Annotated in this window: 20 protein-coding genes; 14 read left to right on the top strand and 6 right to left on the bottom strand. The window is 70.5% G+C overall.

The window, feature by feature from the left end:
- Nucleotides 1-74 precede the first annotated feature (74 nt).
- Nucleotides 75-1,514, bottom strand: coding sequence for an NADP-dependent phosphogluconate dehydrogenase (gndA, locus tag ACFYR3_RS22725; RefSeq protein WP_389284544.1), 1,440 nt, complete (start codon nt 1,512-1,514; stop codon nt 75-77).
- A gap of 496 nt (nt 1,515-2,010) precedes the next feature.
- Between gndA and ACFYR3_RS22730 the strand changes: the two genes are divergently transcribed.
- Nucleotides 2,011-3,210 carry a transglycosylase family protein gene (locus ACFYR3_RS22730; RefSeq protein ID WP_355846921.1) on the top strand — a complete coding sequence of 400 codons (1,200 nt, stop codon included), beginning with the start codon at nt 2,011-2,013 and terminating at the stop codon, nt 3,208-3,210.
- A gap of 15 nt (nt 3,211-3,225) precedes the next feature.
- On the opposite strand, the gene ACFYR3_RS22735 is transcribed toward ACFYR3_RS22730, so the two are convergent.
- Nucleotides 3,226-4,644 (bottom strand): DMT family transporter, encoded by a 1,419-nt coding sequence (locus ACFYR3_RS22735; RefSeq protein WP_389284546.1) that lies wholly within the window; start codon nt 4,642-4,644, stop codon nt 3,226-3,228.
- 209 nt (nt 4,645-4,853) lie between these two features.
- Between ACFYR3_RS22735 and ACFYR3_RS22740 the strand changes: the two genes are divergently transcribed.
- The 8 genes from ACFYR3_RS22740 to ACFYR3_RS22775 all read left to right on the top strand — a co-directional run bounded on the left by ACFYR3_RS22740 (nt 4,854) and on the right by ACFYR3_RS22775 (nt 15,727).
- Complete coding sequence (locus ACFYR3_RS22740; protein WP_389284548.1) at nt 4,854-5,603, top strand: (2Fe-2S)-binding protein; 750 nt, start codon at nt 4,854-4,856, stop codon at nt 5,601-5,603.
- 86 nt (nt 5,604-5,689) lie between these two features.
- Nucleotides 5,690-6,841, top strand: coding sequence for a glycogen synthase (glgA, locus tag ACFYR3_RS22745; RefSeq protein ID WP_355846930.1), 1,152 nt, complete (start codon nt 5,690-5,692; stop codon nt 6,839-6,841).
- A gap of 82 nt (nt 6,842-6,923) precedes the next feature.
- Entirely contained in the window at nt 6,924-8,153 is a 1,230-nt protein-coding gene (gene glgC / locus ACFYR3_RS22750; RefSeq protein ID WP_389284550.1) for a glucose-1-phosphate adenylyltransferase, read from the top strand.
- Nucleotides 8,154-8,462: 309 nt separating this feature from the next.
- On the top strand, nt 8,463-10,802 hold the full coding sequence (locus ACFYR3_RS22755) for a GH92 family glycosyl hydrolase (protein WP_389284552.1): 2,340 nt from the start codon (nt 8,463-8,465) through the stop codon (nt 10,800-10,802).
- A 155-nt stretch (nt 10,803-10,957) separates the two neighbouring features.
- Nucleotides 10,958-12,286, top strand: a complete 1,329-nt coding sequence (locus ACFYR3_RS22760; protein WP_389284554.1) for a wax ester/triacylglycerol synthase family O-acyltransferase — start codon at nt 10,958-10,960, stop codon at nt 12,284-12,286.
- A gap of 101 nt (nt 12,287-12,387) precedes the next feature.
- Nucleotides 12,388-13,902, top strand: a complete 1,515-nt coding sequence (locus ACFYR3_RS22765; RefSeq protein ID WP_355846942.1) for an SDR family NAD(P)-dependent oxidoreductase — start codon at nt 12,388-12,390, stop codon at nt 13,900-13,902.
- 125 nt (nt 13,903-14,027) lie between these two features.
- Entirely contained in the window at nt 14,028-14,693 is a 666-nt protein-coding gene (locus ACFYR3_RS22770) for a hypothetical protein (RefSeq protein WP_389284557.1), read from the top strand.
- Complete coding sequence (locus tag ACFYR3_RS22775) at nt 14,690-15,727, top strand: hypothetical protein (protein WP_355846948.1); 1,038 nt, start codon at nt 14,690-14,692, stop codon at nt 15,725-15,727. The genes ACFYR3_RS22770 and ACFYR3_RS22775 overlap by 4 nt, the downstream gene beginning before the upstream one ends.
- Nucleotides 15,728-15,883: 156 nt before the next feature.
- Here ACFYR3_RS22775 and ACFYR3_RS22780 read toward each other — a convergent pair whose 3' ends face one another.
- Together ACFYR3_RS22780 and ACFYR3_RS22785 are read right to left on the bottom strand one after the other, a co-directional pair.
- Nucleotides 15,884-16,711 (bottom strand): SDR family oxidoreductase, encoded by an 828-nt coding sequence (locus ACFYR3_RS22780; protein ID WP_389284559.1) that lies wholly within the window; start codon nt 16,709-16,711, stop codon nt 15,884-15,886.
- Between the two features lie 456 nt (nt 16,712-17,167).
- A complete protein-coding gene (locus ACFYR3_RS22785; protein WP_355846954.1) occupies nt 17,168-17,764 on the bottom strand; it encodes an HD domain-containing protein in 597 nt (198 codons plus the stop codon).
- Between the two features lie 529 nt (nt 17,765-18,293).
- Here ACFYR3_RS22785 and ACFYR3_RS22790 point away from each other — a divergent pair.
- The gene (locus ACFYR3_RS22790; protein ID WP_328552138.1) at nt 18,294-18,470 is read left to right on the top strand and encodes a hypothetical protein; all 177 of its coding nucleotides are present in this window, start codon (nt 18,294-18,296) and stop codon (nt 18,468-18,470) included.
- A 136-nt stretch (nt 18,471-18,606) separates the two neighbouring features.
- Here the strand turns inward: ACFYR3_RS22790 and ACFYR3_RS22795 are convergent, their stop codons facing one another.
- Together ACFYR3_RS22795 and ACFYR3_RS22800 are read right to left on the bottom strand one after the other, a co-directional pair.
- Complete coding sequence (locus ACFYR3_RS22795) at nt 18,607-19,947, bottom strand: amidase family protein (RefSeq protein WP_355846957.1); 1,341 nt, start codon at nt 19,945-19,947, stop codon at nt 18,607-18,609.
- A 98-nt stretch (nt 19,948-20,045) separates the two neighbouring features.
- On the bottom strand, nt 20,046-21,113 hold the full coding sequence (locus ACFYR3_RS22800) for a LacI family DNA-binding transcriptional regulator (RefSeq protein ID WP_389284562.1): 1,068 nt from the start codon (nt 21,111-21,113) through the stop codon (nt 20,046-20,048).
- Nucleotides 21,114-21,334: 221 nt separating this feature from the next.
- On the opposite strand from ACFYR3_RS22800, the gene ACFYR3_RS22805 reads away from it, so the two are divergent.
- The 4 genes from ACFYR3_RS22805 (at nt 21,335) to ACFYR3_RS22820 (ending at nt 25,897) form a co-directional block, all read left to right on the top strand.
- Nucleotides 21,335-22,621, top strand: coding sequence for an ABC transporter substrate-binding protein (locus ACFYR3_RS22805; protein WP_389284564.1), 1,287 nt, complete (start codon nt 21,335-21,337; stop codon nt 22,619-22,621).
- Between the two features lie 117 nt (nt 22,622-22,738).
- Nucleotides 22,739-23,608 carry a carbohydrate ABC transporter permease gene (locus ACFYR3_RS22810; RefSeq protein WP_389284566.1) on the top strand — a complete coding sequence of 290 codons (870 nt, stop codon included), beginning with the start codon at nt 22,739-22,741 and terminating at the stop codon, nt 23,606-23,608.
- On the top strand, nt 23,605-24,522 hold the full coding sequence (locus ACFYR3_RS22815; protein ID WP_389284568.1) for a carbohydrate ABC transporter permease: 918 nt from the start codon (nt 23,605-23,607) through the stop codon (nt 24,520-24,522). Before ACFYR3_RS22810 ends, ACFYR3_RS22815 begins: the two co-directional genes overlap by 4 nt.
- Before the next feature lie 142 nt (nt 24,523-24,664).
- Nucleotides 24,665-25,897, top strand: coding sequence for a glycosyl hydrolase (locus tag ACFYR3_RS22820; protein WP_389284570.1), 1,233 nt, complete (start codon nt 24,665-24,667; stop codon nt 25,895-25,897).
- Nucleotides 25,898-25,952 lie beyond the last annotated feature (55 nt).

Consider the following 25,952-nt stretch of genomic DNA (forward strand, 5'->3'; position numbering starts at 1 on the left):
GGCAATGGTGGGGGGTCCGGGCCCGGCGACAGTCCTACGGCCCGGGCGGCAGCCCTACGACACGGGCGGCAGCCCTACGCCTCGACCTCCGACCGGTCGCCGCCCCACAGCGTGTGGAACGAACCCTCGCGGTCCGTCCTGCGGTACGTGTGCGCCCCGAAGAAGTCCCGCTGCCCCTGGGTGAGGGCGGCAGGCAGGCGTTCGGCGCGGAGGGCGTCGTAGTAGGCGAGGGCCGCCGAGAAGCCGGGGGTGGGCACGCCCTGGCGGGTCGCGGCGACGAGGACCTCGCGCCAGTCGTCCTGGGCCGCCGCGATCTCCCGCGCGAACGTCTCGTCCGACAGCAGGCTCGGCAGGTCGGGCCGGGCGTCGTAGGCGGCACGGATGCGGTCGAGGAAGGCCGCCCGAATGATGCAGCCGCCGCGCCAGATCGAGGCGACGGAACCGAGGTCGATGTTCCAGTCGTACTCGTCGCTGCCCGCGATGATCTCGTGGAAGCCCTGCGTGTACGAGACGATCTTCGACGCGTACAGCGCCTGCTCGACCCGGTCCGCGAAGGCCCCGGCCTCGGACGCGTCGAGCTGCCGCGCCTTCGGGCCGGCGAGGTCGCGCGAGGCGGCGCGCAGGCCGGCGTGTCCGGACAGGGAGCGGGCAAAGACGGCCTCGGCGATACCGGACACCGGCACGCCCAGGTCCAGCGCGATCTGCACGGTCCAGCGGCCCGTGCCCTTCTGCTCGGCCCGGTCCTGCACCACGTCCACGAACGGCTTGCCCGTCGCCGCGTCCACGTGCGACAGCACCTCGGCGGTGATCTCGATCAGGTAGGAGTCGAGCCGGCCGGTGTTCCAGGTGCGGAAGATGTCCGCGATCTGCGCGGGGGAGTACCCGGCGACGTCGCGGAGCAGCTGGTAGGCCTCGCCGATCAACTGCATGTCGGCGTACTCGATGCCGTTGTGGACCATCTTCACGAAGTGCCCGGCGCCGTCGGGACCGACATGCGTGACGCAAGGCGACCCGTCTGCCGCCTTCGCGGAGATCTTCTCCAGCATCGGGCCGAGCGAGGCGTACGACTCGATCGAGCCGCCCGGCATGATGCTCGGCCCGTGCAGCGCGCCCTCCTCGCCACCGGAGACGCCCGTGCCGACGAAGTGGATGCCCTGCTCGCGCAGCGCGCGCTCACGGCGCCGGGTGTCCGCGAAATGCGCGTTGCCGCCGTCGATGATCATGTCGCCGGGCTCCAGGAGCGGGGCGAACTCCTGGATCACCGCGTCGGTCGGATCGCCCGCCTTCACCATGATCACCAGACGTCGGGGCCGCTCCAGCGCCGCCACGAACTCCTTCGCGGTCTCGGCCGCCACGAACGTGCCCTCGTGGCCGAACTCCTCCACCAGCGCGTTCGTCTTCGCCACGGTGCGGTTGTGTACGGCGACGCCGTAACCGTTGCGTGCGAAGTTGCGGGCGAGATTGCGCCCCATGACCGCGAGACCCGTGACGCCGATCTGGGCTGAAGTGCTCATTCGGTTGGCTCCTAAGAAGTGCGGTAAGTCCGGTGGCCGATACGAAAAAATCCCGGTATCGGCGCCACCGGTCGTACTCGTCCGTGCTGCTCGCCAGTATTGCCCCAGGCCATCCTGACGTGTCGGAGGTGTCCACGCAGGAGAACGTCACGGCGCCGCGAGGGCGGATTTCGGACAGGCCGTACGGCGCGGCTGCCGCCGGCGAGGGACTCGGGCGCCCCGGACGCGGGTCCCGCTCACGCGAAGTCCCTTCCGCCGACTCGACCGGCTGCCCGTCGCCGGACAGGGGAATCCGATGTCGACAGGGGTCGGAGGGGCGCGCGGCACACCCCGGTCCCGCGGCGGCCCGGTCACCCACCGTGCGGAGCGCGTTCGCGCCGACGGCCGTACGGGAGTCGGCCAACTGCCGTTTCGGAGCGACCGGTTGCCGCCTTGTCCTGGCCAGTTCCCAGCGCTTACTTTTGCCGCTCCTGACGCATGTCTAGGGGGCTCCCTCATGGCCGTACGCGGTCGGCACCGCCGGTACCAGCCGAACAGGATCAACCGCGCCTCACTCACCGTCACGGCGGGCGGCGCCGGGATCGCGCTTCCGCTCGTCGGAGCCGGAGTCGCCCACGCGGCCGATGTCGGGACCTGGAACAAGGTCGCCGCCTGCGAGTCCAGCGGCAACTGGAGCATCAACACCGGCAACGGCTATTACGGCGGACTGCAGTTCACCCAGTCCACCTGGGAGGCGTACGGCGGCAAGGCCTACGCCCGGCGCGCGGACCAGGCCACGAAGGACCAGCAGATAGCTGTCGCCGAGAAGGTGCTGAAGGGCCAGGGGCCCGGCGCCTGGCCGGTGTGCTCGGTCCACGGCGGGCTGACCAGCGGCGGCGCGAGCCCCGACATCAGCCCGGCGGGGACCGCACCGCAGACGGCGAAGCAGCGCTCGGTGCGGGACGTGAAGCCGCAGACCACGCCGCAGTCGCAGGCCGGGACCGCCGAGATGTACACCGTCGTGCACGGCGACACGCTTTCCGGCATAGCCGACTCCCGGCATGTCCAGGGCGGCTGGCAGGGGCTGTACGCCGCGAATCACACCACCGTCGGCTCCGACCCGGACCTGATCCTGCCGGGCCAGCGGCTCACCCTGCGCGGCAAGGCCCAGGCGCCCGCGCACACGCAGCACGCGCCGACGAAGGCGCCCTCGAAGACCCCCACGCGGACGCCGGCGAAGAAGACCTCGACCCACACGACGTCCCCGCACAGGACCACCCCGCACCGGACCACCCCGGACAAGGCCGAGACGCACTCCCTCGTGGCCCCGGTGCAGGCGGCGACCGGCACGCCCTACCGTGCCACCGGCTCCCACTGGTCGAAGGGCTACCACACCGGCGTCGACTTCCCCGTGCCGACCGGCACCTCCGTCGCGGCGGTCGCGGCCGGTCATGTGGTCAGCTCGGGCTGGGGCGGGTCGTTCGGCTACCAGGTGGTGATCCGGCACGCCGACGGCCGCTACACGCAGTACGCCCACCTCTCCGCGATCTCCGTGAAGGCGGGGCAGAGCGTGGTGGTCGGCCAGCGCATCGGCCGCTCCGGGTCCACGGGCAACACCACGGGCCCGCATCTGCACTTCGAGGTGCGGACGGGGCCCGGCTTCGGCTCGGACATCGACCCGGTGGCCTACCTCCGGGCCGGCGGCGTCAGGGTGTGATGCGAGTGCGGTGCGTCAGGATTTGACGCGGGTGCGGTGGTGGTTGACGAACGGCATCGGCACGTAGGGCACACCGAGCATGGCGGTCAGGAAGGGCAGCTCGTCCCCGGCCGCGGGGTCCTGCGCGGCGACGACCTCCAGCGTCGGCACGGCAGCCGTGAGTGGAGCCGCTACGAACACGCCGCCGACGACAGGTTGCGGAGCCGGCACGAAGACGCCGCCGACGGCAGGCTGCGGAGCCGCCAGGAACACGCCCTCTCCGCCCGTCTGCGGAGCCTGTGGCACGACCCGTCCGGCACCCGGTTGCGATGCCGGTACGAACCCGTCGTCGCCCCCGGCGGGCTTGGGCAGCCCGGCCAGCAGCTTCTCCACGGTCGCCTCGGTGGCCGTGAGGACGCCGAGGTCGGACACGACCGCGACGGCCGGCTCCGGGAGTCGCGGGTCCGAGACGGCCGGGGCGACCGGCTCGACCGGCTCGGGGAACTGCGGCTCCGCGACGGCCACCGGAGCGTTGTCGGCGGGCCGGTGGGCGTTGTCGCCCGGCCGCCCGGCGTCCGCCTCTGGCGCGGCCGCGAGCTCCGGGGGAGCGGTCGCGGGTCGGTCGCTGCTGCCGATCCGCTCGATGGTGAGCAGGATCAGACCGCCCGCCGCGACGACGCCGCAGCCCAGCGCGAGCGCGGTGCCGGTCGCGCCGTAGCGGAAGGTCTCGCCGAACATCGTGATGCCGACCGCGGCCGCCACGACGGGGTTCACGACCGTCAGCGTGGCCAGCGGCGCCTCCAAGCCGGCTCCCCGGTAGGAGGCCTGCGAGATCAGCATGCCGGCCGTCGCGAAGACGCCTATGGCCGCGAGGCTCGACAGGTCGGCGAGCGACACGTGCTGCGACCAGTCCACCGCGACGGTCTTGGTGAACACGGACGACATGCTGAAGGCGATGCCCGCCGCGACCGCCAGCAGCACACTGCGCACCGCCGCGTGCCGGTACGCCGCGCGGCCCGCTGCCATGAGGGCCGCGACCGCGCCGCCCGCCACCACGGCCAGCGCCAGGCGCTGGGCATTGCTCAGGGACTGCGCGTCGGACGCGCCGACCAGGGCCAGCAGACCGGCGAGACCCACCGTGGCCATGATCGCGCCGCGCCAGGCGCTCGCCCCGGCCCTGCGGCCGACGAACAGGGCCGCCATCGGAAGCGCGAAGACTATGGTCAGCGCACCGAGCGGCTGTACGAGGCTCAGCGGGCCGAACGCGAGGGCGACCACATGCAGCAGCCCGCCCAGGCCCGTCAGCGCGACGGCGGCCCACCAGCCCGGCCTGTGCAGCGGTGCGTAGGTCTGGCCGGGAGAGGTCACGGCGACCTGCTCCTGAATGATCGCCCCGCCCGCATACGCGACGGCTGAGACGAACGACAGCACCACGGACAAAGCGAGGGCACTCATGAGTCCCTCCTCTGCGTACGGCGCGGAGCAGCACCCCGGCGCGACGAACGGTCGGCTTCCATGGAAACAACGATGCCGTGCGATTTAGTTCTCGTCGTCGTCCCTGAGCAGTCATTGGGTCCTACTGCCGATGGAGTACGAATCGCCCCTTGTCCTCCCCAGGGTGGGCGACACCACGGCCCGATCCACTGGTGGTTACCCTAGGGGGCTTGGTACTACTGCTCTTCGTGGACCTCGACCCCCAACTCGCGGCGCTCGACGCGCTCGGCGGATTCTTCGTACTACGCACCGGCGTACCGCCGCGCGGCCCCCTCCCCACCCTCGCGAGCGCCTGTGCGAACCCGCGATCCGAGACACCGGGAGAGGTTTACGGGGATCCGATAACTTTTCGCGTTCAGAATGTCGCGGAGAGTATCCGGGCGTCCGAGGCGCGGGTCGCCGCGTCGGTGGCGCAGCAGGGTCTCGCGGCCCGCTTCTGGTCGATCGCGCTCGGCGCCGCGGCGCTCTGCGGCCGGCTGCCCGACCTCGATCCGGAGCTGCTGCGCTGGGACCCGGACGCCAGTGCTCCGGACGACCTCTGGCTCACCGAGGTCCGCACCCGGCCCGTGACCGATCTCGACTCGGTCGTACGCGCCGGACTTCTCGTCCCGCTGAACGCGGCCCTGCGCTCGCGCCACCGCGTCTCACCGGGCCTGTTGTGGGGAAACGCCGGCTCCGCCCTGGCCGGTACGGTCCGTCAGCTGGACCGCTGGGCGCTCGCCCACGCCCGCCCGGACGTGGGGGAGCGGGCCAGGACACTGGCCGGTCGGCTCTTCGAGCACCCCGACCTCTCCGGCACCCTCGACCCGAGGACGCTCCGGCGCCGCAGCTGCTGCCTCTACTACCGGGTGCCCGGCGGCGGAGTCTGCGGCGACTGCTGCTTCGACCGGCCGCCGCGGCCCGCGCCCCGCCGGACCTGAAACAGGGGCGTCCCGCGTGGTCTTCCGTATCGGCTTCAACTGAGTGACCATGAGGGGCACCAGCCGGGCTACGACGGGGGTTCTGTGTGCGCGTGGGACTGCTGACCCGGGAGTACCCGCCGGACGTGTACGGCGGTGCGGGCGTCCATGTCGAGTTCCTCGCGCGGGAGTTGCGCGCTCTCACCGAGCTCGATGTGCACTGCTGGGGCGAGGGCGGCGCCGGCGGAGTCGTCCGGCACCGGCCGTGGAGCGCACTCGACGGCGCCAATGACGCCCTGCGCACCTTCTCCGTGGACCTCTCCATCGCCGCCGCGCTCGAAGGCCGCGAACTGGTCCACTCCCACACCTGGTACGCCAACCTCGCGGGACACTTCGGAAAGCTCCTGCACGGCATCCCGCATGTGATGACCGCCCACTCCCTCGAACCGCTGCGCCCCTGGAAGGCCGAGCAACTGGGTGGCGGCTACGCCCTCTCCAGCTGGGCCGAGCGCACCGCCATCGAGGCCGCGGACGCCGTGATCGCCGTCTCGGGCGCCATGCGTGAGGACATTCTCGGCTGCTACCCGGCCCTGGACCCGGCCAGGGTGCGCGTCGTGCACAACGGCATCGACACCTCCCTCTACCGGCCCGACCACGGCACCGACGTCCTGGAGCGGATCGGCCTGGACACCGGGCGCCCGTACATCCTGTTCGTCGGCCGCATCACCCGGCAGAAGGGCGTTCCCCATCTCCTGCGCGCGGTACGGGACATCGACCCGGCGGCGCAGGTGGTGCTGTGCGCGGGCGCCCCCGACACCCCGGAGATCGACCGGGAGTTCCGCGAGCTGTACCAGGAGCTGAGTGGGGTGCGTGACGGCGTGCACTGGATCCCGCAGATGCTGCCCCGGCCCGATGTCATCCAACTCCTCACGCACGCCGCCGTGTTCGTCTGTCCCTCGGTGTACGAGCCGCTCGGCATCGTCAATCTGGAGGCGATGGCCTGCGGGACGGCGGTGGTGGCCTCGCGCGTCGGCGGTATTCCCGAGGTGGTCGAGGACGGTGAGACCGGCCTTCTCGTGCCGCTCCAGGGCGACTTCGAGGCGGGGCTCGCGACGGCCCTGGACTCCGTGCTCGCCGACCCCGACAGGGCCCGTCGCATGGGCGAGGCCGGACGGCTGCGCGCGGTAAGGGAGTTCGGGTGGGACGCGGTGGCCCGAAAGACCGTCCAGTTGTATGAGGAAGTCCTCAAACCGGGGTAACCATCGGACAGGTGAGCTTCAGAAACACGGGGCGGGCCCGGGTGTCCGGGCGTGTCCCGACCGGGCGTAGAGGGGCGGCGGCATGCGGCGCGGTGGGCGCGGTGGACCTTCGGTGCTGGGAATCGTACTGGCGGGCGGTGAGGGCAAGCGGCTGATGCCGCTCACGGCGGACCGGGCGAAACCGGCGGTGACCTTCGGCGGCACGTACCGCCTCGTGGACTTCGTACTTTCCAATCTCGTCAACGCCGACATCCTGCGCATCTGCGTGCTCACGCAGTACAAGTCGCACTCGCTGGACCGGCACATCACCACCACCTGGCGGATGTCGAGCCTGCTCGGCAACTATGTGACGCCGGTACCGGCCCAGCAGCGGCTCGGGCCCCGCTGGTATCTGGGCAGCGCGGACGCGATCCTCCAGTCGCTCAACCTGATCCACGACGAACAGCCCGAGTACGTCGCGGTGTTCGGCGCCGACCACGTCTACCGGATGGACCCCCGGCAGATGCTCGCCCAGCACATCGAGAGCGGCGCGGGCGTGACGGTGGCCGGGATACGGGTGCCGCGCACCGAGTCGTCGTCCTTCGGCGTCATCAGCCCCGGCTCCGACGGCCAGAGCGTGCGGGGATTCCTGGAGAAGCCCGCCGACCCGCCGGGCCTCGCGGACGACCCCGAGTGCGTCTTCGCCTCGATGGGCAACTACCTCTTCACCACCAAGGCGCTGATCGAGGCGCTCCAGCGGGACGCAGAGGACGAGAACTCCGTGCACGACATGGGCGGTTCGATCCTGCCCGCGCTCACCGAGCGGGGCGAGGCGCAGCTGTACGACTTCAGCGACAACCACGTGCCCGGCGAGACCACCCGCGACCAGGGCTACTGGCGCGACGTGGGAACCCTCGACGCCTACTACGACGCCCACATGGACCTGATCGCCGAGCGTCCCGCCTTCAACCTGTTCAACCGCAGCTGGCCGGTCTACACGAGCTCCGGCCAGCTCTCGCCCGCGCGCTTCAATGCCGGAGGCATCGCGAGCGAGTCGATCATCAGCGCGGGGTGTCTCATCCGCGGGCAGGTGACGCGCTCGGTGCTGTCGCCGGGCGTGGTCGTCGATCCGGGTGCGGTGGTGCAGGGCTCGATCCTGCACGACAACGTCAAGATAGGCCGGGGTGCCGTGGTGCGCGGCGCGGTGCTCGACAAGAACGTCGAGGTACCGCCGGGCGGGACCATCGGCGTCAACCCGGAGCGCGACTCCGATCTCTACACGGTCTCCAAGGGCGGCGTGATCGCCCTGGGCAAGGGCCGGCTCGTGCCCTGACCGGCCGCCGCGGGCGGACAACGGCCTCGGAGACCCGGCCCATCGGGCAGGGCGACTCCGGGGCCGTTCGTCATGGCGTTTGTCATGTCCCTGGACAGTGGGTGGAATCCCGTGTTGTCATGCCAACTGCCGTGGATGACAACGTTGTACAGCGCTGACAACGATGTCATCGGCTGCGGCGGTATCGGACGTGCCGTGCCCGGACGCGACGCGTCCGGCGGGATCCCCTCCGGTTGCCCGGAAAGCCGGTCTCCCGCCCCGACCATGCATGAGGACAACGTTGTCGATCACCCACCGGAGGTCTCCCGCATGAGATGGACCCGGCGCCTGCGCCTGTGCACGGCCGGGCTGGTGACAGCCTCCGCGCTGTTCGCCCTGCCCACCGCACACGCCGCCGAGCCGCGCGACGGCCGACTCACCGATCTGGTCAACCCGTTCATCGGAACGGAGAACGAGGGCAACACCTATCCCGGCGCCGCCGTGCCCTTCGGCATGGTGCAGTTCTCGCCGGACACCGGCCACAACACCGGCTACGACCACTCCCAGAACCACGTCCGCGGCTTCTCCCTCGTTCACCTCTCCGGCGTCGGCTGCGGCCTCGGCGGCGACCTTCCCGTGCTGCCCACGACGGGGGACGTCACCCGGACGGACGACGCGCAGTACGCGGCGGAGTTCGGCCACGACACCGAGGAGGCGCACCCCGGCTTCTACCGGGCGGACCTCAAGAGCGGGATCGAGGCCGAACTGACGGCCACCGCGCGCACCGGGGTGCAGCGCTACACGTTCCCGGCCACCGACAAGGCCAACGTGCTGCTGAACGCGGGCCAGTCGCTGCACCGGACGGTCTCGACGAAGGTCGAGATCCTGGACAACCGGACCGTCCGCACGGCGATCACCGGCAGCGGCTTCTGCCAGGCCACCAAGCCGTACACGGTGTACACGATCACCCGCTTCGACCGGCCGTTCACCACCGCGGGCACCTGGAACGGCGACACCGTCACCGGCGCCAGGGTGGCGGCCGGCACCACCGGGCGCACCGGGGCCTTCGTGCGCTTCGACACCACCGAGGACCGCACGGTCGAGGCGACCACCGCACTCTCGTACGTGGACGCCCGCGGCGCGGCCGTCAATCTCCGCTCCGAGGGCGGCCGTTCCTTCGACGAGGTCCGCGAGGCCGCCCGCCGCGCCTGGGAGGACCGGCTCGGCGACGTACGCGCGCAGGGCGGCACCGACGCCCTGCGCCGCACCTTCTACTCGTCGCTCTACCGTTCCTTCCTCGCGCCCAACATCGGCAGTGACGCCGACGGCCGCTACACCGGCTGGGACCAGCGGATCCACCGGGCCAAGGGATTCACGTACTACCAGAACTGGTCGCTGTGGGACACCTACCGCACCCAGTCGCAGCTGCTCGCCCTGCTCGCCCCGCGTGAGGCGCGCGACATGGCGATCTCCGTGATCAAGATCGACGAGGAGAGCGGCTGGCTCCCCAAGTGGGGCTACGGCATGGCCGAGACGAACATCATGACCGGTGACCCGGTCACCCCGTTCCTCACCAACGCCTACCAGCAGGGTCTGCTCAAGGGGGCCGGCGGATACGCTGAGCGGGCCTACCGCGCTCTGAAGAAGAACGCCGACGGCGTGCCGTCCGCCGACTCGCCGGCGGTGGGCCGCGAGGCCAACAGGGAGTACATCGCGAACGGCTTCGCCCCCTACATCAAGGGCCGCCCGCACGCGAAGCCCGGCGACTCGGACTACGACCACGGCGCCTCCGTGACCCTGGAGTACGCCCTGTCGGACGCCGTGCTCGGCGAGATGGCACGGGAGCTGGGCCACGACGAGGACGCGGCACGCTATCTGGCGCGGTCCCAGAACTACCGCGCGATCCACGACCCCTCGACCGGCTTCTTCCGCGCCCGGGACGCCACCGGGGCCTTCACCGGCCCCGTCGACCCGGCGCAGAGCGTCGGCTTCCACGAGGGCACGGCCTGGCAGTACCAGTGGCTCGTGCCGCAGGACCTGCCGGGCATGATCGGCATGATCGGCGGCAAGCAGGCCGCGAACGACCGGCTCGACTCGTTCTTCGCCTACGGGCAGTTGCTGCGGGACCCCGCGAAGACCGCCCGCGAGGTGTGGGTCAACGGCCCGTACGCGTACTACAACGCGGACAAGTACAACCCGCAGAACGAGCCCGACCTGATCGCCCCGTACACCTACCTGTCGACCGGCCAGCCGTGGAAGACGACCGACGTCGTGCACGCGGCGCTGACCCTGTTCACGGACGCGCCGACCGGGATGACCGGCAACGACGACCTCGGCACGATGTCCGCCTGGAACGTCCTGTCCTCCATCGGCATCTTCCCGGTGCAGCCCGGCTACGACACCTGGGGTCTGTCCACGCCCGTCTTCGAGCGGGTCGACCTCACGCTCGACCGGCGCTACTACCCGCTCGGGGCGCTGACCGTCACGGCGCCCGGCACGTCGGACACCGATCGGTACATCCAGTCGGCTCACGTGGACGGATCGTCGTACGGTCGTACGTATCTGACGACCCACACCCTGCGGCGCATCCACGCGATCCGTTTCACGGTCGGCGCGGAGCCGTCCCAGTGGGGAACGGCGGCCTCCGCGGCACCCCCGGTCCTGAAATGACGCCCGGCGTGACATGAGGTGAGCGAGTCCCGTCCCTCCTCCGAGGGGCGGGACTTAATCCGCTGTTAACTGTGCGTAACTTGATCGTACTTGACCGTAATCACCAGTCCGGGTTTGACTGCAAGTTCACCCGTCGTCGACGCGAGAGCAAGCCTTTGATCTCCGACCTCCTCGCACCACTCGACCTGGCGTTCTGGAACATCGAGTCCGACCGGCACCCGATGCACCTCGGCGCCCTCGGTGTCTTCGCCGCGCATTCGCCCACCGCCGGCGCGCATGCCGCGGACCTGCTCGCGGCCCGCGCCGCCGCCGTCCCCGGGCTGCGCATGCGCATCCGTGACGTGTGGCAGCCGCTGGCACCCCTCGCCTTCGGCGGTGCGGCCCGCGAGCCCGCACCCGACTTCGAGCCGCTGGACCACGTCCTGCTGCACAAGCCGACCGCCGACTTCCACTCCGAGGCCGGTCGGCTGATGGAACGCCCGCTGGAGCGCGGCCGGCCGCCGTGGGAGGCGCACGTGCTGCCCGGCGAGGACGGCGTGTCCTTCGCGGTGCTCTTCAAGTTCCACCACGCGCTCGCCGACGGGCTCAGGGCGCTCATGCTCGCCGCCGCCATCATGGACCCGATGGACCTGCCGGAACCCCGCCCGCGCCCCGCGGAGCCGCCCCGGGGGCTCTTCCCGGACGTCCGCAAGCTGCCCGGCCTGGTCCGCGGCACGCTCTCCGACATGGGTCGCGCCCTCGACATCGGCACCTCGGTGGCCCGCGCCACACTCGGCGTGCGGTCCTCGCCCGCCCTCACCTCCGAGCCGACCGGCACCCGGCGCACCGCCGGTGTGATCATCGACCTCGACGAGGTGCACGTCGTCCGCAAGACCGTCGGCGGCACCGTCAACGACGTCCTGATCGCCGTCGTCGCCGGCGCCCTGCGCCGCTGGCTCGACGAACGCGGGGACGGCAGCGAGGGCGTCTCCCCACGCGCCCTGATCCCCGTCTCCCGGCGCCGGCCGCGTACCGCGCACCCACAGGGCAACCGGCTCTCCGGCTACCTGATACGGCTTCCCGTCGACGACCCGGACCCGCTCGGCAGGCTGCGTGCCGTACGGACGGCGATGGACCGGAACAAGGACGCCGGACCCAACCGGGGCGCCGGCGCCGTCGCGCTGCTCGCCGACCATGTTCCGCCGCTCGGGCACCGGCTCGGCGGTCCGGTCGTGGGCCAGGCCGCCCGGTTGCTGTTCGACATCCTCGTCACCAGCGTGCCGCTGCCCAGTCTCGGCCTGAAGCTCGGCGGCTGCCCGCTCACCGAGGTCTACCCGTTCGCCCCGCTGGCCCGTGGCCAGGCCCTCGCGGTGGCCGTCTCGACCTACCGGGGGAGCGTCCACTACGGGCTCGTGGCCGACGCGGAGGCCGTGCCGGACCTCGATCTGCTGGCCCGTTCCCTGACCGAGGAGGTGCGCGCACTGATCACCGCCTGCACGCCTTGATCATCACGGGTTTGGTGCCGCGCCGATTGGTCCGTAAAATTCCGCCTTCGAAAGCGAGCGCGGTTCGAACGCGGCGCACAACCCGAGGAACGGCAGCAGCGATGACGGTGACAGAGGACGGCCGGGCGACCCCCGCCGTGGACACGACAGATGTGGCGGCCGTCGCGTTCGGTCCCGGTATCGACCCCGAGCGACTGGCCGTCTGCCTGAGCGTGCTCGACGAACTGGAGAAGATCGACGTCGACCACCCCGACGCGATCGCCGTGCGACGCGCCACCGCGGGCGTCTACCGGACCGTGAAGCAGCGCCGTCGCCAGGAGCGCCGCGCGGCCAAGACGGCCCACGACAAGCAGGTCACCGAGTCCACCGCGACCGGCTCCGCCCAGCGCATCGACGACGAGACCGAGGGCATCCTGCCGTCGTCGGTGACGGAGGAGGGCAAGATCGCGGGGATACTCCAGCGCCCGCGCTCCTGCTACACCTGCAAGACGAGGTACGTCGAGGTCGACTACTTCTACCACCAGCTCTGCCAGGACTGCGCCGCCCTGAACCGCGACCGGCGCGACGCCCGCACCGACCTCACCGGCAAGCGGGCGCTGCTCACCGGCGGCCGCGCCAAGATCGGCATGTACATCGCGCTGCGCCTGCTGCGTGACGGTGCGCACACCACCATCACCACCCGCTTCCCGAAGGACGCCATCCGCCGCTTCAAGGCCATGGACGACTCGGCGGACTGGATGCACCGCCTGGAGGTCGTCGGCATCGACCTGCGCGACCCGGCCCAGGCCGTGGCGTTGGCCGACCAGGTCGCCGGGCAGGGCCCGCTCGACATCCTGATCAACAACGCGACCCAGACCGTGCGCCGGCTGCCCTCCGCCTACGCCGCGCTCGTCGAGGGCGAGAGCGCCCCGCTGCCGGCCGGCGAACTGCCCGCGAGCCGCGTCATCGGCGCCTTCAACTCCGGCGCGGTCGACGGACTGACCGCGCTGCCCGTCGGCGTCTCGGGGCTGGACGCGCAGAAGGTGGCCGATCTCGCCCTGGTCGCCGGCAACGCCAGTGTGGTCCGCCACCGCGACGGCACCGCCATCGACGCGGGCGGTCTGGTCCCCGACGTCGTCGACAGCAACACCTGGGTGCAGACCATCGAGCAGATCTCCCCCGTGGAACTGCTGGAGACCCAGCTGTGCAACTACACGGCACCGTTCATCCTGATCAGCGCGCTGCGGCCGCAGATGGCCGAGGCCGCCCGCAAGGCGCCGGCGGGGCGCGCCTACATCGTCAACGTCTCGGCGATGGAGGGTGTGTTCGGCCGCGGCTACAAGGGCGCGGGACACCCGAACACGAACGCGGCGAAGGCCGCCATGAACATGGTGACCCGCACGAGCGCCCAGGAGATGTTCCAGACCGACGGCATCCTGATGACCTCGGTCGACACCGGCTGGATCACCGACGAGCGCCCGCACTACGACAAGCTGCGCCTGGCCGACGAGGGCTTCCACGCCCCCCTCGACCTCGTCGACGGCGCGGCCCGCGTCTACGACCCGATCGTCCGCGGTGAGCTGGGCGAGGACCTGTACGGCGTCTTCATGAAGGACTACGCGCCCGGCAAGTGGTGAGCGGGGGACGGGAGGGGAGCACGCGCGAACCAGGTGCTCCCCTCGTGCGCCCTTGTGCGCGACAGGCAATCCCGCCACCCTCGGTTTTCTGACGACGCTTCAGGGTCGCCGAGTAGCATGGCGCCATGACCGAGTTGTTCGCGTTCATCGATGACGCCATGTCCCGCTCGCAGGATCCGGAAAAGATCATCGTGACAGTGTGCGAGAACGGCTGGCTGCGCGAGCACCTCATGGCAGCGTTAAAGGACAGGACGCTTCTTTCCGGAACGCTTTGTTATCGGCACCCGAACGGCTTCTACAAAATAAAGCTGCTTTCTCCGGGCGCTGATTCATGGGCCCTCCGGCTTCACCTCTGGGACGGTCCCGTGGCGCAGTCCGACGTTCATGACCACCGGTGGGACTTCTCTTCGTACATCGTGTGGGGCGGATTGCTGGAGTCGCAGTTCGTTCTCGAACGCGGCGCGGGTTCGACGCCGGTCTTCGAGCTGGCGCAGCGTCCGTCGTCGGGGGAGTACCGCTATACGCCCGACGGGGTGGGGCGCCTGCGGGAGACCGCCCGCACCCGGCGGGTCGCGGGTGAGTCGTACACGCTCGACCACCGTGTCCTTCACCGCGCCGACCCCGATGGCACGTACCCCGTTGTCACGGCTGTGCTGCAAGGACGGGATCTCAGGACCAGTACCGTCGTCGTCCCCGCGGCCGAGCGCGACACATCGGCCGCGGTCGGTCTGCTCGATTCCGACGGCGTCGCGAATCTCATGGAACGGGTGGCAGAAAGGCTGGCCGCATGACCAGTTCCGCTTCCGGCGGCATGGACGGCGTTCGAATATTCGCAAAGTACGCGCGGCTCTGGGCCGTTGTTGTGATGCTGGCCTCCACCGTGGTGGGGGTTCTGCTCATTTTATGGGGGGTCTTCTTCGATCTGGACAAGGATCTCTCGACTGCCCTGGCGGCGATCGGTGAATCCGTCATCGCGTCGGTTCTCGTCTATGTCATGGTTTCGCTGTTCCTGGATCCCGTGCGGCAGCGGCTGCAAGCCCAGGAACTCGCCGGTTATGCGATCGACGTAGCGCATTCCCAGTTCCAGGAGCGCTTCGAAGTCTCTTTGCCGAGCGAGGTCTTCGAGTCGGCCGATGTGCCGAAGGTGGCCTTCCGCGAGGCGTTCGAGGCGCTCCTCGTCACGTCCACGCGCTACGACAGCAAGGGTTCGGCGGCCGAGTTCGCGACCTTTCGCCTTGCTCTGGGCAGTCAGAAGCGCGCCTTTCGCCGACTCGACCAGATCAGGCTCTGCCTTCTCGATCCGCGGGCCGAGGACAGCCTTCGGGCCCACGTGATCATGCGCCAGCGCGAACACCACGGCAGAAGGCCACTGCCCACCGTCGACCAGGGTATCGAGGCCCTTCAACGGCAGATCTTCATCTCGCTCACCGCCCTGCACGACCTGCGCTCGTCGCTCCCGACCCATGTGTATCTGCACCGTGACCTGCCGTTCTTCCGGTGCGAGATGTTCGACGGGGGCATGTTCCTCACCTACAACCTCGACGGCACGGAATACCCCGAGAACCTGCAGTTCTCCTCGCGGACCCGTCCCTATCGGGCCTATCACGCGAGCCTCGACATGACGCGGCGCTTCGCCTCCAGGGAGATCCGCTTCGGATCGGAGTCGGCGCTCGGTGTCGACTCCGATCCCCGCTTCCTCGAGCTGCTGGCGGAACTGGGCTGCCGGCTGCCCCTGGACGAGCTGCGAGCGGCCCGCGACGAGCGATTCCGCCGATTCCGCGCGCAATTGCGCGCTGCCCGGATAGACGAAGGGGACATTTTCTGAGGCGCCGGCGTGGCGAGGTGTTGAGGAGCAGGAGCAGGAGCTGAGGCGGCGAGGTGGGCGAGGTCTTGAGGAGCTGAGGCGGAGCAAGGCGGGCGAGGTGGTGAGCGCTGAGGCGGTTCGGTGCCAGGTGCTGTGCGTCCGGCCGAGCGTCCGGGATCACCGGCCGGCGCGCGGACCCCAACCGTCGGGTTTCCGTGCCCGCAGACGTTCGTGGACGGCGTGCGCGGGGGAGCCCGGGTACGCCGCCCTCACCCGCGTTCCCCCGTCGACCAGCAGGTCGGCCCCGGTGATCCACTCGGCCGCGTCGGACGCCAGCCAGGTCACGGCACGGGCGATGTCCTCGGGTCGTCCGACACGGCCGAGCGGGAGTCCGGCGCCCAGTTCGTCCTCGGAGTGCTCCCATACGAAACGGGCCATCTCGGTGCGGACAAGACCGGGGGAGACCGAGTTGACCCGTACTTTCGGGGCCAGCTCGCCGGCCAGCTGCTGAGTCAGATGGAGCAGGGCGGCCTTGCTGGTGCCGTACGCGCCGACCTGTGGCCCGACGTGTCCGGCGCCCTCCGTGCAGACGTTCACCACAGCCCCGCCGTGCTCGCCCATCCAGGCCCGCCAGGCGCACTGCACCAGCCGCAGCGGCGCCTCGACGTTGACGGCGAACGCTTCGCGCCAGCGCTCCGGTTCGGCGTCCATCAGGGGGCCGTAGGGCAGGTTGGTCGCCGCGTTGTTGACCACGATGTCGACGCGCCCGAAGGTGCTGAGCGTCAGCGCGGTCAGTTCCGTCAGATGCGCCCCGTCGGCGACGGAGCCCGCGAGCCCGATGCCGCCGACCCGCTCGGCGGCGCTTCGTACCGCGTCCGGATCCCGCGCGGTCACACACACCCGCGCACCCGCTCCGGCGAGCGCCTCGGCGACGGCGAGACCGATCCCGCGCGAGGCCCCGGTGACAATGGCGGCCCTGCCCTCGAGTCCGTACGGCGACATCATCCGCGTACCGTCTCATGACGGACCGTCAGCCGACAGACCCCGGCGACGACCGCTGCTGCCGCCCGCCCGCCGGGCGTGACGGGTGAGGGGTGAGCGGAATCGCTCCCGTGCGGAGTCCGTGCGGAGTCCGTGCGGGGTGGGGATGGTCTCGTGCCGTGGTCCGTGCCGGAGGAAGCCGCCCCGCCGTGCTGCGGACGTTCCGGAGCGAGACGTCGGTTTCGGCGGTGGCGCCCGTAGCGAGCGGTCCGGCACGGTTGGCGCCAGGGCCTGTCCGACAGTTCCCGCCGGGACCGCGGCGCCTGGCGCCGCACTCCCCCAAGCTCTTCGAGCAGGGGGGACCCCCACGCGGCGTTGTCGGGCACGCCCGAGTACGCCCAGTACGAGGGCGACCCTCCGCCTTGCGATGCACGGCACCGGACGCCGCGGCCTGATCCGACGCGAATCGGCAGACGGGCCCTAGTCCACGGCCCCGAGTCGCGAGGAACGTTCCGCCACCAGTTCCAGCACTGTGCGCCAGTCCTCCATGACCCCGGCGTACAGGCCGACGACCTTGCCGGCGTCGTCCGCCTGCCGCAGGGTCACCGCGTCCTCGGCCAGCGGGTCGTGCTCGAACGCGGCCGCCTCGCGCGGGGTCATCGCGCCACCCTGAGCGGTCAGGGTGAGCGTGCTCTGCGGTGACAGCCCGCGGCCCGGCGACGTGGTCGCCAGATAGCGCTTCGCCGCCACGTGCAGGCGTACGAGACGGGCGACCCGCTCGCCGAGCAGCGGTCGTACCGCGTCGGCCGCGTGGTCGGCGTGCCCGGCGTCGTCCCCCGGCCTGAGCAGATGGCCGATGTCGTGCACCAGGCCCGCGACCTGGAGTTCCTTGTCGCTGGGATGGCCCCTGCGCAGCAGCGCGGCGGTCTGCAGAGCGTGGTCGTGCAGATCGACGGGGTCTCCAATGGGGGTCCCCCCGCTCGAGCGAAGCCGAGAGTGGGGGAGATCCGGGGTGTCCCAGGCGCCCCGGCAGGCGTGCAGTAGATCCATCAGCTCCTCGACGCTGCGCAGCTCCATGCGTCAGTCCTCCCGCGAGAAAAGCCGTTGCCGCGCGACAGCAGATCATGGCCTCCTTGCGAACCGGCCAACGGGAACTGAACTGCGTGCCGTCTTCGGTGCCGGACGCGTGCGACGACCTTCGGTCCACGGTGACTTCAGCCATACCTGTGGCCGGTCCCGACGGCCCGCCCAGGGGCGATATTGAGCCGAATGGGTGGTCGCGAAGAGGGCATCATGTTTCAAATCGCCGCAGATCGGGGCCTGATGAGTCCTGGATGACGTGTGACAGTAACCTCAAGTTTTCAGCCCCATAGAGCGGGGGCATGCTCATTTGGTTACGCTGTAGCCGACGGGCAGCCTTACTGGGGGTCCACCCACACCCACGGTCCGTCCCGGGACAAGCCGGTCACCACGGCCTGCTCTCACATGAGTTACCGGCGCCACCGCGTCCCTAACTGCTTCGACTCAAACCCGAGCGGACGTCAGGCGACCCGAGAGCACCGGGCCCTAGCGTCCCGAGGGTGACCCGACACATAAGGAGTGCGCGGTGACACCAGAGAAGACGAATCTCGATCAGGGCCCCAAGGAACACACGGAGCGCCTGGGCGGTGGGTCCGACACCAAGCTCGGAAGCCTGGACGTGTGGGCCAGGTCCGCCCCCATCCGCCTCGCGGGCTACGAGGACGACCTCGCCGAGCCCCACATCCTGCCCAGCGTCGACTGACCGACGCCAGGATCCGGCACGATCGACGACGGCATGGGTGTGCCGGACCGGCGCCCATGCCGAGCCGAAGAAGCCGCGGCCGACGACCGGCCGCGGCTTCGGCATGTGACGACAGCCTCCAGCCGGACGGCAGGCCCTAGCCGAGCGGTGCGGTACGCCGCCACGGGTGCAGCACTTCCAGCTGTCCGGCCACGTCGAGCAGCGCCGCCTCGGAGCCGGGCAGGCCGACGAGCTGGACGGCACACGGGGCACCGTTCGGCAGTTTCCCGAACGGGACCGACATCGCGGGCCAGCCGGTGAGGTTCCACGGCGGAGTCATCGGCGAGTAGTTGGTGTTGGCCAGAACATTGCGCAGCCAGCCCCGCTTGTGCCAGTCGACGGCGGCGGGACTGCGCCGGGCGAGCGCCGGGGTGAGCAGCACGTCGTGCTCCGCGAAGAACACCGCCAGGCGCCCGCGCAACTGCTCGCGGCGCGCCCCCTTGCGTACGCCGGTCACGAAGCGGCGTCCGACCGTGGCATGCACCCGGGTCCGCCGGGCCAGTCTGCGCGGGTCGAGATCCTCCGCGTCCACCGCTGTGCCCGCCGTCCAGTGCGCGAGTGAGGTCGTGCTCAGCCAGAGCGGGTACGGCGGGTTCGCGGACCGCACCTGATGGCCCGCCTCGGCCAGTAGGGCGGCGGCCTCCCGGGCCGCGTTCGTATACGGCCGGGTGACGCGAATACCGGCCAGGGGGCTGCGTACCGACACGGCGATTCTGCGGGTGGCAGGCTCCGTGTGCGGTGCCGGCTCGATGTCCGCGAGGAGCGAGAACATCAGCCGGGCGTCCTCGACCGTCGTGGCCAGCGGGCCGTTCTCCGACATCCCGAACCAGTCGCCGTGACCGATCCCGGCGGGGATCACGCCGTGGCCCGGCTTCAGGGTGACCAGACCGCAGTTGGCGGCGGGGATGCGCAGCGACCCCATTCCGTCGTTGCCGAGCGCGATCGGCACCATCCCGGCGGCGACCGCCGCCGCGCTGCCGCCCGAGGAGCCGCCCGCCGTGCGGGACAGGTCCCAGGGGTTGCGGGCGTTGCCGTACACGCCCTCCGTGGTGCCGAAGACGCAGAGCTCGGGCACGTTCGTCAGGCCCACCACGATGGCGCCCGCCGCACGCAGCCGGGCCACGGTGACGTGATCCTCGGCGGCGGGCGTGTCCGGGGTCGCGGCGGAACCGTTGCGGTTCGACTCGCCGCGCACCGCGAGGTTGTCCTTCACCGCCACCGGCACGCCCGCGAGGGGGAGTTGGCCAAGGTCCCTGGTGGCCAGTTCGTCGGCCTCCGCGAGGGCGGCCTCGGCACGGACCGTGCGGAAGGCGCCGACCCGCTCGTCGAGGCGTTCGATCCGCGCGAGGTGTTCGGCCACCACCTCGCGGGGTGTGACCCTCTTCTCGCGTACGGCTGCGGCGATCTCGGTGGCGGTCCGGCCGGCCCAGGTGGTCACGGGCGCTCCTCACTCGTGTCGTACTGGTGAGTAGTTACGGGGAGCACTCTGCCCGCAGTGGGGCGCCGCGTCGAGAGCCGTCCGGCGTGGACATCGGGTCAGGCACTCGGTCGCGGCCCTCGTCCCGCCCCGCAGGGCCCGGTGCTCTCCCGCTCGATCAGCCGCGGCACCGGCACCCGCACCGTCCGAGCCGGGCCGCCGTCCAGGAGCGCGGTCAGTTCCTGGGCCGCAGTGCGGCCGAACTGGACCGTGTCGCGGGAGAGCGCGGACAGCCAGGGCCTGACCATGCGGCACAGCGGGGAGTCCTCCCAGGCGACGACACTCACGTCACCCGGGACGGTGTACCCCAATTCGGTCGCGGCGGCGACGCCGGCGAGGGCCATCACGTCGTTGTCGTAGACCAGGGCGCTCGGCGGGCGGTCGCCCTCCAGCACCCGGCGGGTGACCGCGGCGCCCTCGGCGTCCGAGTAGTCCGTGGTCACCGAGCGGACCTCGGCCAGGCCCCGCCGCTCCGCCTCCGCCCGCAGCGTCCGGATACGGCGCTCGGTGTGGGAGAGGCCCGGCAGACCGGCGATGTGCACGATCCGGCGGTGGCCCAGGGCGTACAGCTCGTCGACGACCGCGGCCATCGCACCGGCGTCGTCCGCCCAGACCGTGGACAGTCCCGGATGCCGGGCGTCCGGCGCCCCGCCGATGACCACGGCGGGCAGACCCAGTTCGTCCAGGAGCCCGGGACGTGGATCGTCCACGCGGGGGTCGACGACCAGCACGCCGTCCACGCGGTGCTCGGCCCACCAGCGCCGGTACACGGCGCACTCGGCGTCGACGTCCTCGACCACCTGGAAGAGCAGGCCGAGATGACGCTCCGCCAGCACCTCCTGGTTCCCCGAGATCAACTGCAGGAAGAACGAGTCCACGCCCAGGGTGTCCGCGGGGCGTGCCACCACCAGACCGACGGTGGCCGCGCCCTCGCCGGACAGCTGGCGGGCCGCCGTGCTGGGCCGCCAGCCGAGCTGTTCGGCGACCCTGCGCACCCGGTCGCGGGTCAGCTCGGAGACTCCGGGCCGGTCGTTGAGCGCGAAGGAGACCGCGCTCTCGGAGACCCCGGCGCGGCGCGCGATGTCCTTCATCGTCGGGCGGCGCGCCGGGGACCGTTTGGCCGGCATGGTGGCTCCCCATTTCTCCGAGACATGCACTAATGCGCTTGAGCGATGGAAGCCTAAAGCGCATTAGTGATCGTGTGCAAGCAGTAGTTGATAATGCTCTGACCTGCACTAATGTTAGGCGGATTCCTTTAGTGGGGCCGAATGCATTGACTTCCCCGAAGCTCGCCGGGCATGGTCGCTGGCGCCACCATCTGCCGACGCAGCAAGGGAGCCGTGTCACCGTGCCCATACCCCGCAGAGCACTTGTCGCCGCCGCCGTCGCCCTCGTCCTGCCGCTCAGCGCCTGCGGCTCCGGTGACGGCGGCGGATCGACGGACGCCTCCGGCAAGGTCGAGGGCGACATCACCTTCCAGACCTGGAATCTGAGGGCCAACTTCAAGGCCTACTTCGAGGGGGTGATCGCCGACTTCGAGAAGAAGTACCCGGGAACCCACGTGAAGTGGATCGACCAGCCCGCCGAGGGCTACGCCGACAAGATCAGCGCGGACGCGGCGGGCGGCACCCTGCCCGACGTCGTCAACGTCTCGCCCGACCTCGTCGCCCCGCTCGCCAAGGCGGGCCTCGCCCTCGACCTCGACAAGTCGGCCGCCCAGTACAAGAAGGAGTACCTGGACGGCGCCTGGGCCGGCCACCGGATCCCGGGCATGACCGGCACGTACGCCTTCCCCTGGTACCTCAACACCGGCCCGCTGTTCTACAACAAGTCTCTCTTCAAGGAGGCCGGCCTCGACGCGTCCCGGCCGCCGACGACGTACGACGAACTCTTCTCGGACGCCCTCCAGTTGGCGAAGGAGAGCGACGGCGAGGTCGCCACCCTCGCCAACGTGCCCACCGTCGAGGACTTCGGCCGCTACGGCGTCGAGCTGATGAACGAGGCGGGCACCGCGTTCTCCTTCAACGACGTCAAGGGGGTCGAACTCCTCACCAGGTACAAGGAGTTGTACGACGCGAAGGCACTCGACGCGCAGGCGCTGACCGCCACCCCGGAGTCGTCCGGCAAGAAGTTCCTCACCGGCGCCGTCGCCATGAACCCGGGCAGCGCCCTGGACCTCGGCAACTTCAAGAAGCAGGCGCCGAACCTCTACAGGAACATCGGCATCACGGACCAGATCACCAGCACCGGAAAGGTGAACATGTACGTCATGGGCGTGATGGTCAACTCGCGCACCAAGCACACACCGGCCGCGGTCGCCTTCGCGCACTACGTCACCGACGCGCGGAACCAGATGTCCTTCGCCAAGAAGGTCGCGATCTTCCCGAGCACCGCGGGCTCCCTCGACGACCCGTACTTCACCCAGGAGGACGGCACCGACGAGACGCGCGTGCGGATCGCCGCCGCCAAGTCGCTGAAGAACGCGGTCAATTACACACCGGTCCTGTTCAGCGAGCAGATGAAGACCGCGCTGCGCAACGAGGTCGCCAAGGCGCTCCAGGGCAAGGAGAGCCCCAAGGCGGCTCTTGACAACGCTGTCAAGGCCTGTGACACGCTGCTCCAGCAGCAGGGCTGAGCGGACGTGGCGAGTTCTTCCGGCACCGTGCGGGAGCCCAGGTCCCATGCCCGGGGGTCGCGGCCCCATGGCCCGGGGCGCCGGGCAGCTGCCCGGGGACGACGGCCCGACACCCGAGTGAGGCGCCAACTGGTCGGCAGTCCCTGGCTGTTCGCCGCTCCGGGACTCCTGGTCGTGGCCGTGTTCATCCTGTATCCGTTCGTGTCGACGGTGATCAACTCCTTCACCGACCGCCGCACCCTGATCCCCGGCGAATTCGTCGGCCTGGCCAACTTCCGGGAGCTGCTGCACGACGAGATGTTCTGGACCGGACTGCGCAACAGCACGCTGTACGTCCTCGGGGTCGTCCCCGCGCTCGTCCTGCTGCCGCTGCTGCTCGCCCTCCTCGTCCAGAAGAACATCCCCGGCATCACCTTCTTCCGGTCGGCCTTCTACACCCCGGTCGTCGCGTCGATCGTCGTGGTCGGGCTCATCTGGGTGTGGCTCCTCGACGAACGCGGCCTGGTGAACTCGCTGCTGGAGGCGATCGGGATCGGCAAGGTCGGCTTCCTGAGCGACCAGTGGCTGCTCCTGCTCAGCGCCATGGCCGTCACGGTCTGGAAGGGCCTCGGCTACTACATGATCATTTACCTGGCCGCGCTTGCCAATGTGCCCCGCGAACTGCACGAAGCCGCCTCGGTGGACGGCGCGGGCGCGGTGCGCCGCTTCCTCACCGTCACCGTGCCCGCCGTCCGCTCCACCATGGTGCTGGTCGCCGCGCTCTCCTCCGTCGCCGCCTTCAAGGTGTTCTCCGAGGTGTACCTGATGGCGGGCCCGGACGGCGGTCCGGCAGGCGAGGACACCACCCTCGTCATGCTCGTCCAGCGCACCGGCACCGGACTGACCGGCCGGGTCGGCTACGCGTCCGCCATCTCGGTCGTCGTCTTCGTCGTCACCGTCGCACTCATGCTGCTCGTGCTGCGCGCGGACCGGAAGGAGGACGCGTGAGCGTGCTGGAGAAGGTACGTCCTGTCGAGCGGCGACCGGAGACGGAACGCCGGCCGCGCCGCCGCGGTGTCACCGACGAACACGGACGCCGTATCCGCGCATGGGAACTCGCCCTGCGCTACCTGTTGTTGCTCGGCGTCCTCGCCCTCACCGTCGGCCCCTTCCTGTGGCAACTGTCCACCTCGCTCAAGGGACCGACCGAGGACGTCTTCAGTTCGCCGCCGAAGTTCCTCCCCGGCCGTCCGACCCTGCACAACTACCAGCGGGTCGCCGACACCATCCCCGTGTGGGACTACGCCCTCAACTCGCTCAAGGTCGCGGGCGCAGGCGTCGTCAGCAACTGCGTGGGCTCGGCACTCGCGGGCTACGCCCTGGCCCGGCTGCGCTACCGGGGCCGGCGCGTGGCCACCCTGGTGTTCATCCTCGCCATGCTGGTGCCCGTCGAAGGCATCATCATCGCCCAGTTCACCACCATGCGGGAACTCGGCCTGAACAACACGCTCATCGGGGTCGTCCTGCCCGGCTGCGTCGGCGCGATGAACGTCCTGCTGATGCGCAACGCCTTCCTCAACCTCCCGTACGAGATCGAGGAGGCGGCCTTCGTCGACGGGGCCGACGTCTGGCAGCGGTTCCTGCGGATCGCGCTGCCCTCGGTGAGGGGCACCCTCGCCGTCGTCGCGATCTTCGCCTTCATGGGCGCGTGGGACGACTTCCTGTGGCCGCTCATCGTGCTCAGCGATCCCTCGAAGTTCACCCTGACCATCGGACTCAACTATCTGCACGGCACCTTCGCCAACGACGAACGGCTCGTCGCCGCGGGCACGATCATCGCCGTGGCACCGCTGATCGTCCTCTTCGCCTGTCTCCAGCGGTACTTCTTCCGCGGGGTGGGCGAGGGAGCCGTGAAGGGCTGACGCGGGCCGGCAGTTCGCCGCCGGTCCTGTCCCTCCGTATCTCCGTGATGCCGTATTCCCGCATTCCCGTACTTCCGTATTCCCGCATTCCCGTACTTCCGTAGTCCCGCACTCCCGTACTTCCGATTCGCAAGGATCCTGTATGCCCTCTGCCGTGCGCTTCGGCGTCAACTACACCCCGAGTGCCGGGTGGTTCCACCACTGGCTCGACTTCGACCTGGACTCCGTACGCGCCGATCTCGACTCCGTCGCCGCGCTCGGCCTGGACCACATCCGGGTCTTCCCGCTGTGGCCCTACTTCCAGCCCAACCGGACGCTGATCCGCCCGCGGGCCGTCGAGCAGCTGGTCGCGCTCGCCGACGCGGCCGGCGAGCGGGGACTCGACGTCGACGTGGACGGTCTGCAAGGACATCTGTCGAGCTTCGACTTCCTGCCGGCCTGGACCCAGACCTGGCACCGGCGGAACATCTTCACCGATCCCGACGTGGTCGAGGCGGAGGCGCGATACCTGCGGATCCTGGCCTCGGCCCTCGCCGACCGGCCGAACTTCATCGGCATGACGATCGGCAACGAGGTCAACCAGTTCGCGGCCGGACCGCACCCCGACCCCGACCGCATCACGCCCGCCCAGGCCGAAGCGTGGCTCGCACGCCTGCTGGCCGCCTGCGAGGAGGGCGCCCCGGGCAAGGCGCATCTGCACGCCTCCTACGATGCCGCCTGGTACCAGGACGGCCAGCCGTTCACGCCGGAGCACTCCGCCCGGCTCGGCGCGATGACCGCCGTGCACTCGTGGGTGTTCAACGGGACGGCACAGCGCCACGGCCGTACCGGCGTCGCCACCGAGCACCACGCCGCCTATCTGATCGAGCTGTCCAAGGCCTGGGCGGACGACCCGCACCGGCCGGTCTGGCTCCAGGAGGTCGGCGCGCCCGCTCCGCTGATCCCCGCCGAGCACGCCGCCGCCTTCACCGAGGCGACGGTCGCGGGCGCCCTGGACTGCCCCGATCTGTGGGGCGTGACCTGGTGGTGCTCGCACGACGTCAGCCGTGACCTCGCCGATTTCCCCGAACTCGAATACAGCCTGGGCCTGTTGACCAACGACCGGCGGACCAAGCCGGCCGGGGAGAGCATCGCGAGGATCGTCAAGGAGGGCCGCCCGGACGCACCCGCCCAGCGCACCACCGCGCTGGTCGTCGACACCACACCGGGCCGCTCGGTCTGCGCGCCGGGCGGCCCCGTCTTCGAGGCCTTCGCCCGGCTGACCGCCGACGGCGTCCGCCCCACCACCGTCCTCGCGAGCCGCGCCGCAGACAAGGAACACCTCGCCGCCCGCGGCATCACCGAGGTCGTCACACCGGGTCAGGCCACCGCATGACCCCGGCACCGAAGTCCGTCCCCCGGGGCCTCACATCTGGTCCCCGGCACCGAAG

The organism is Streptomyces sp. NPDC005784 (assembly GCF_042871525.1).
Taxonomy (GTDB): Bacteria; Actinomycetota; Actinomycetes; order Streptomycetales; family Streptomycetaceae; genus Streptomyces.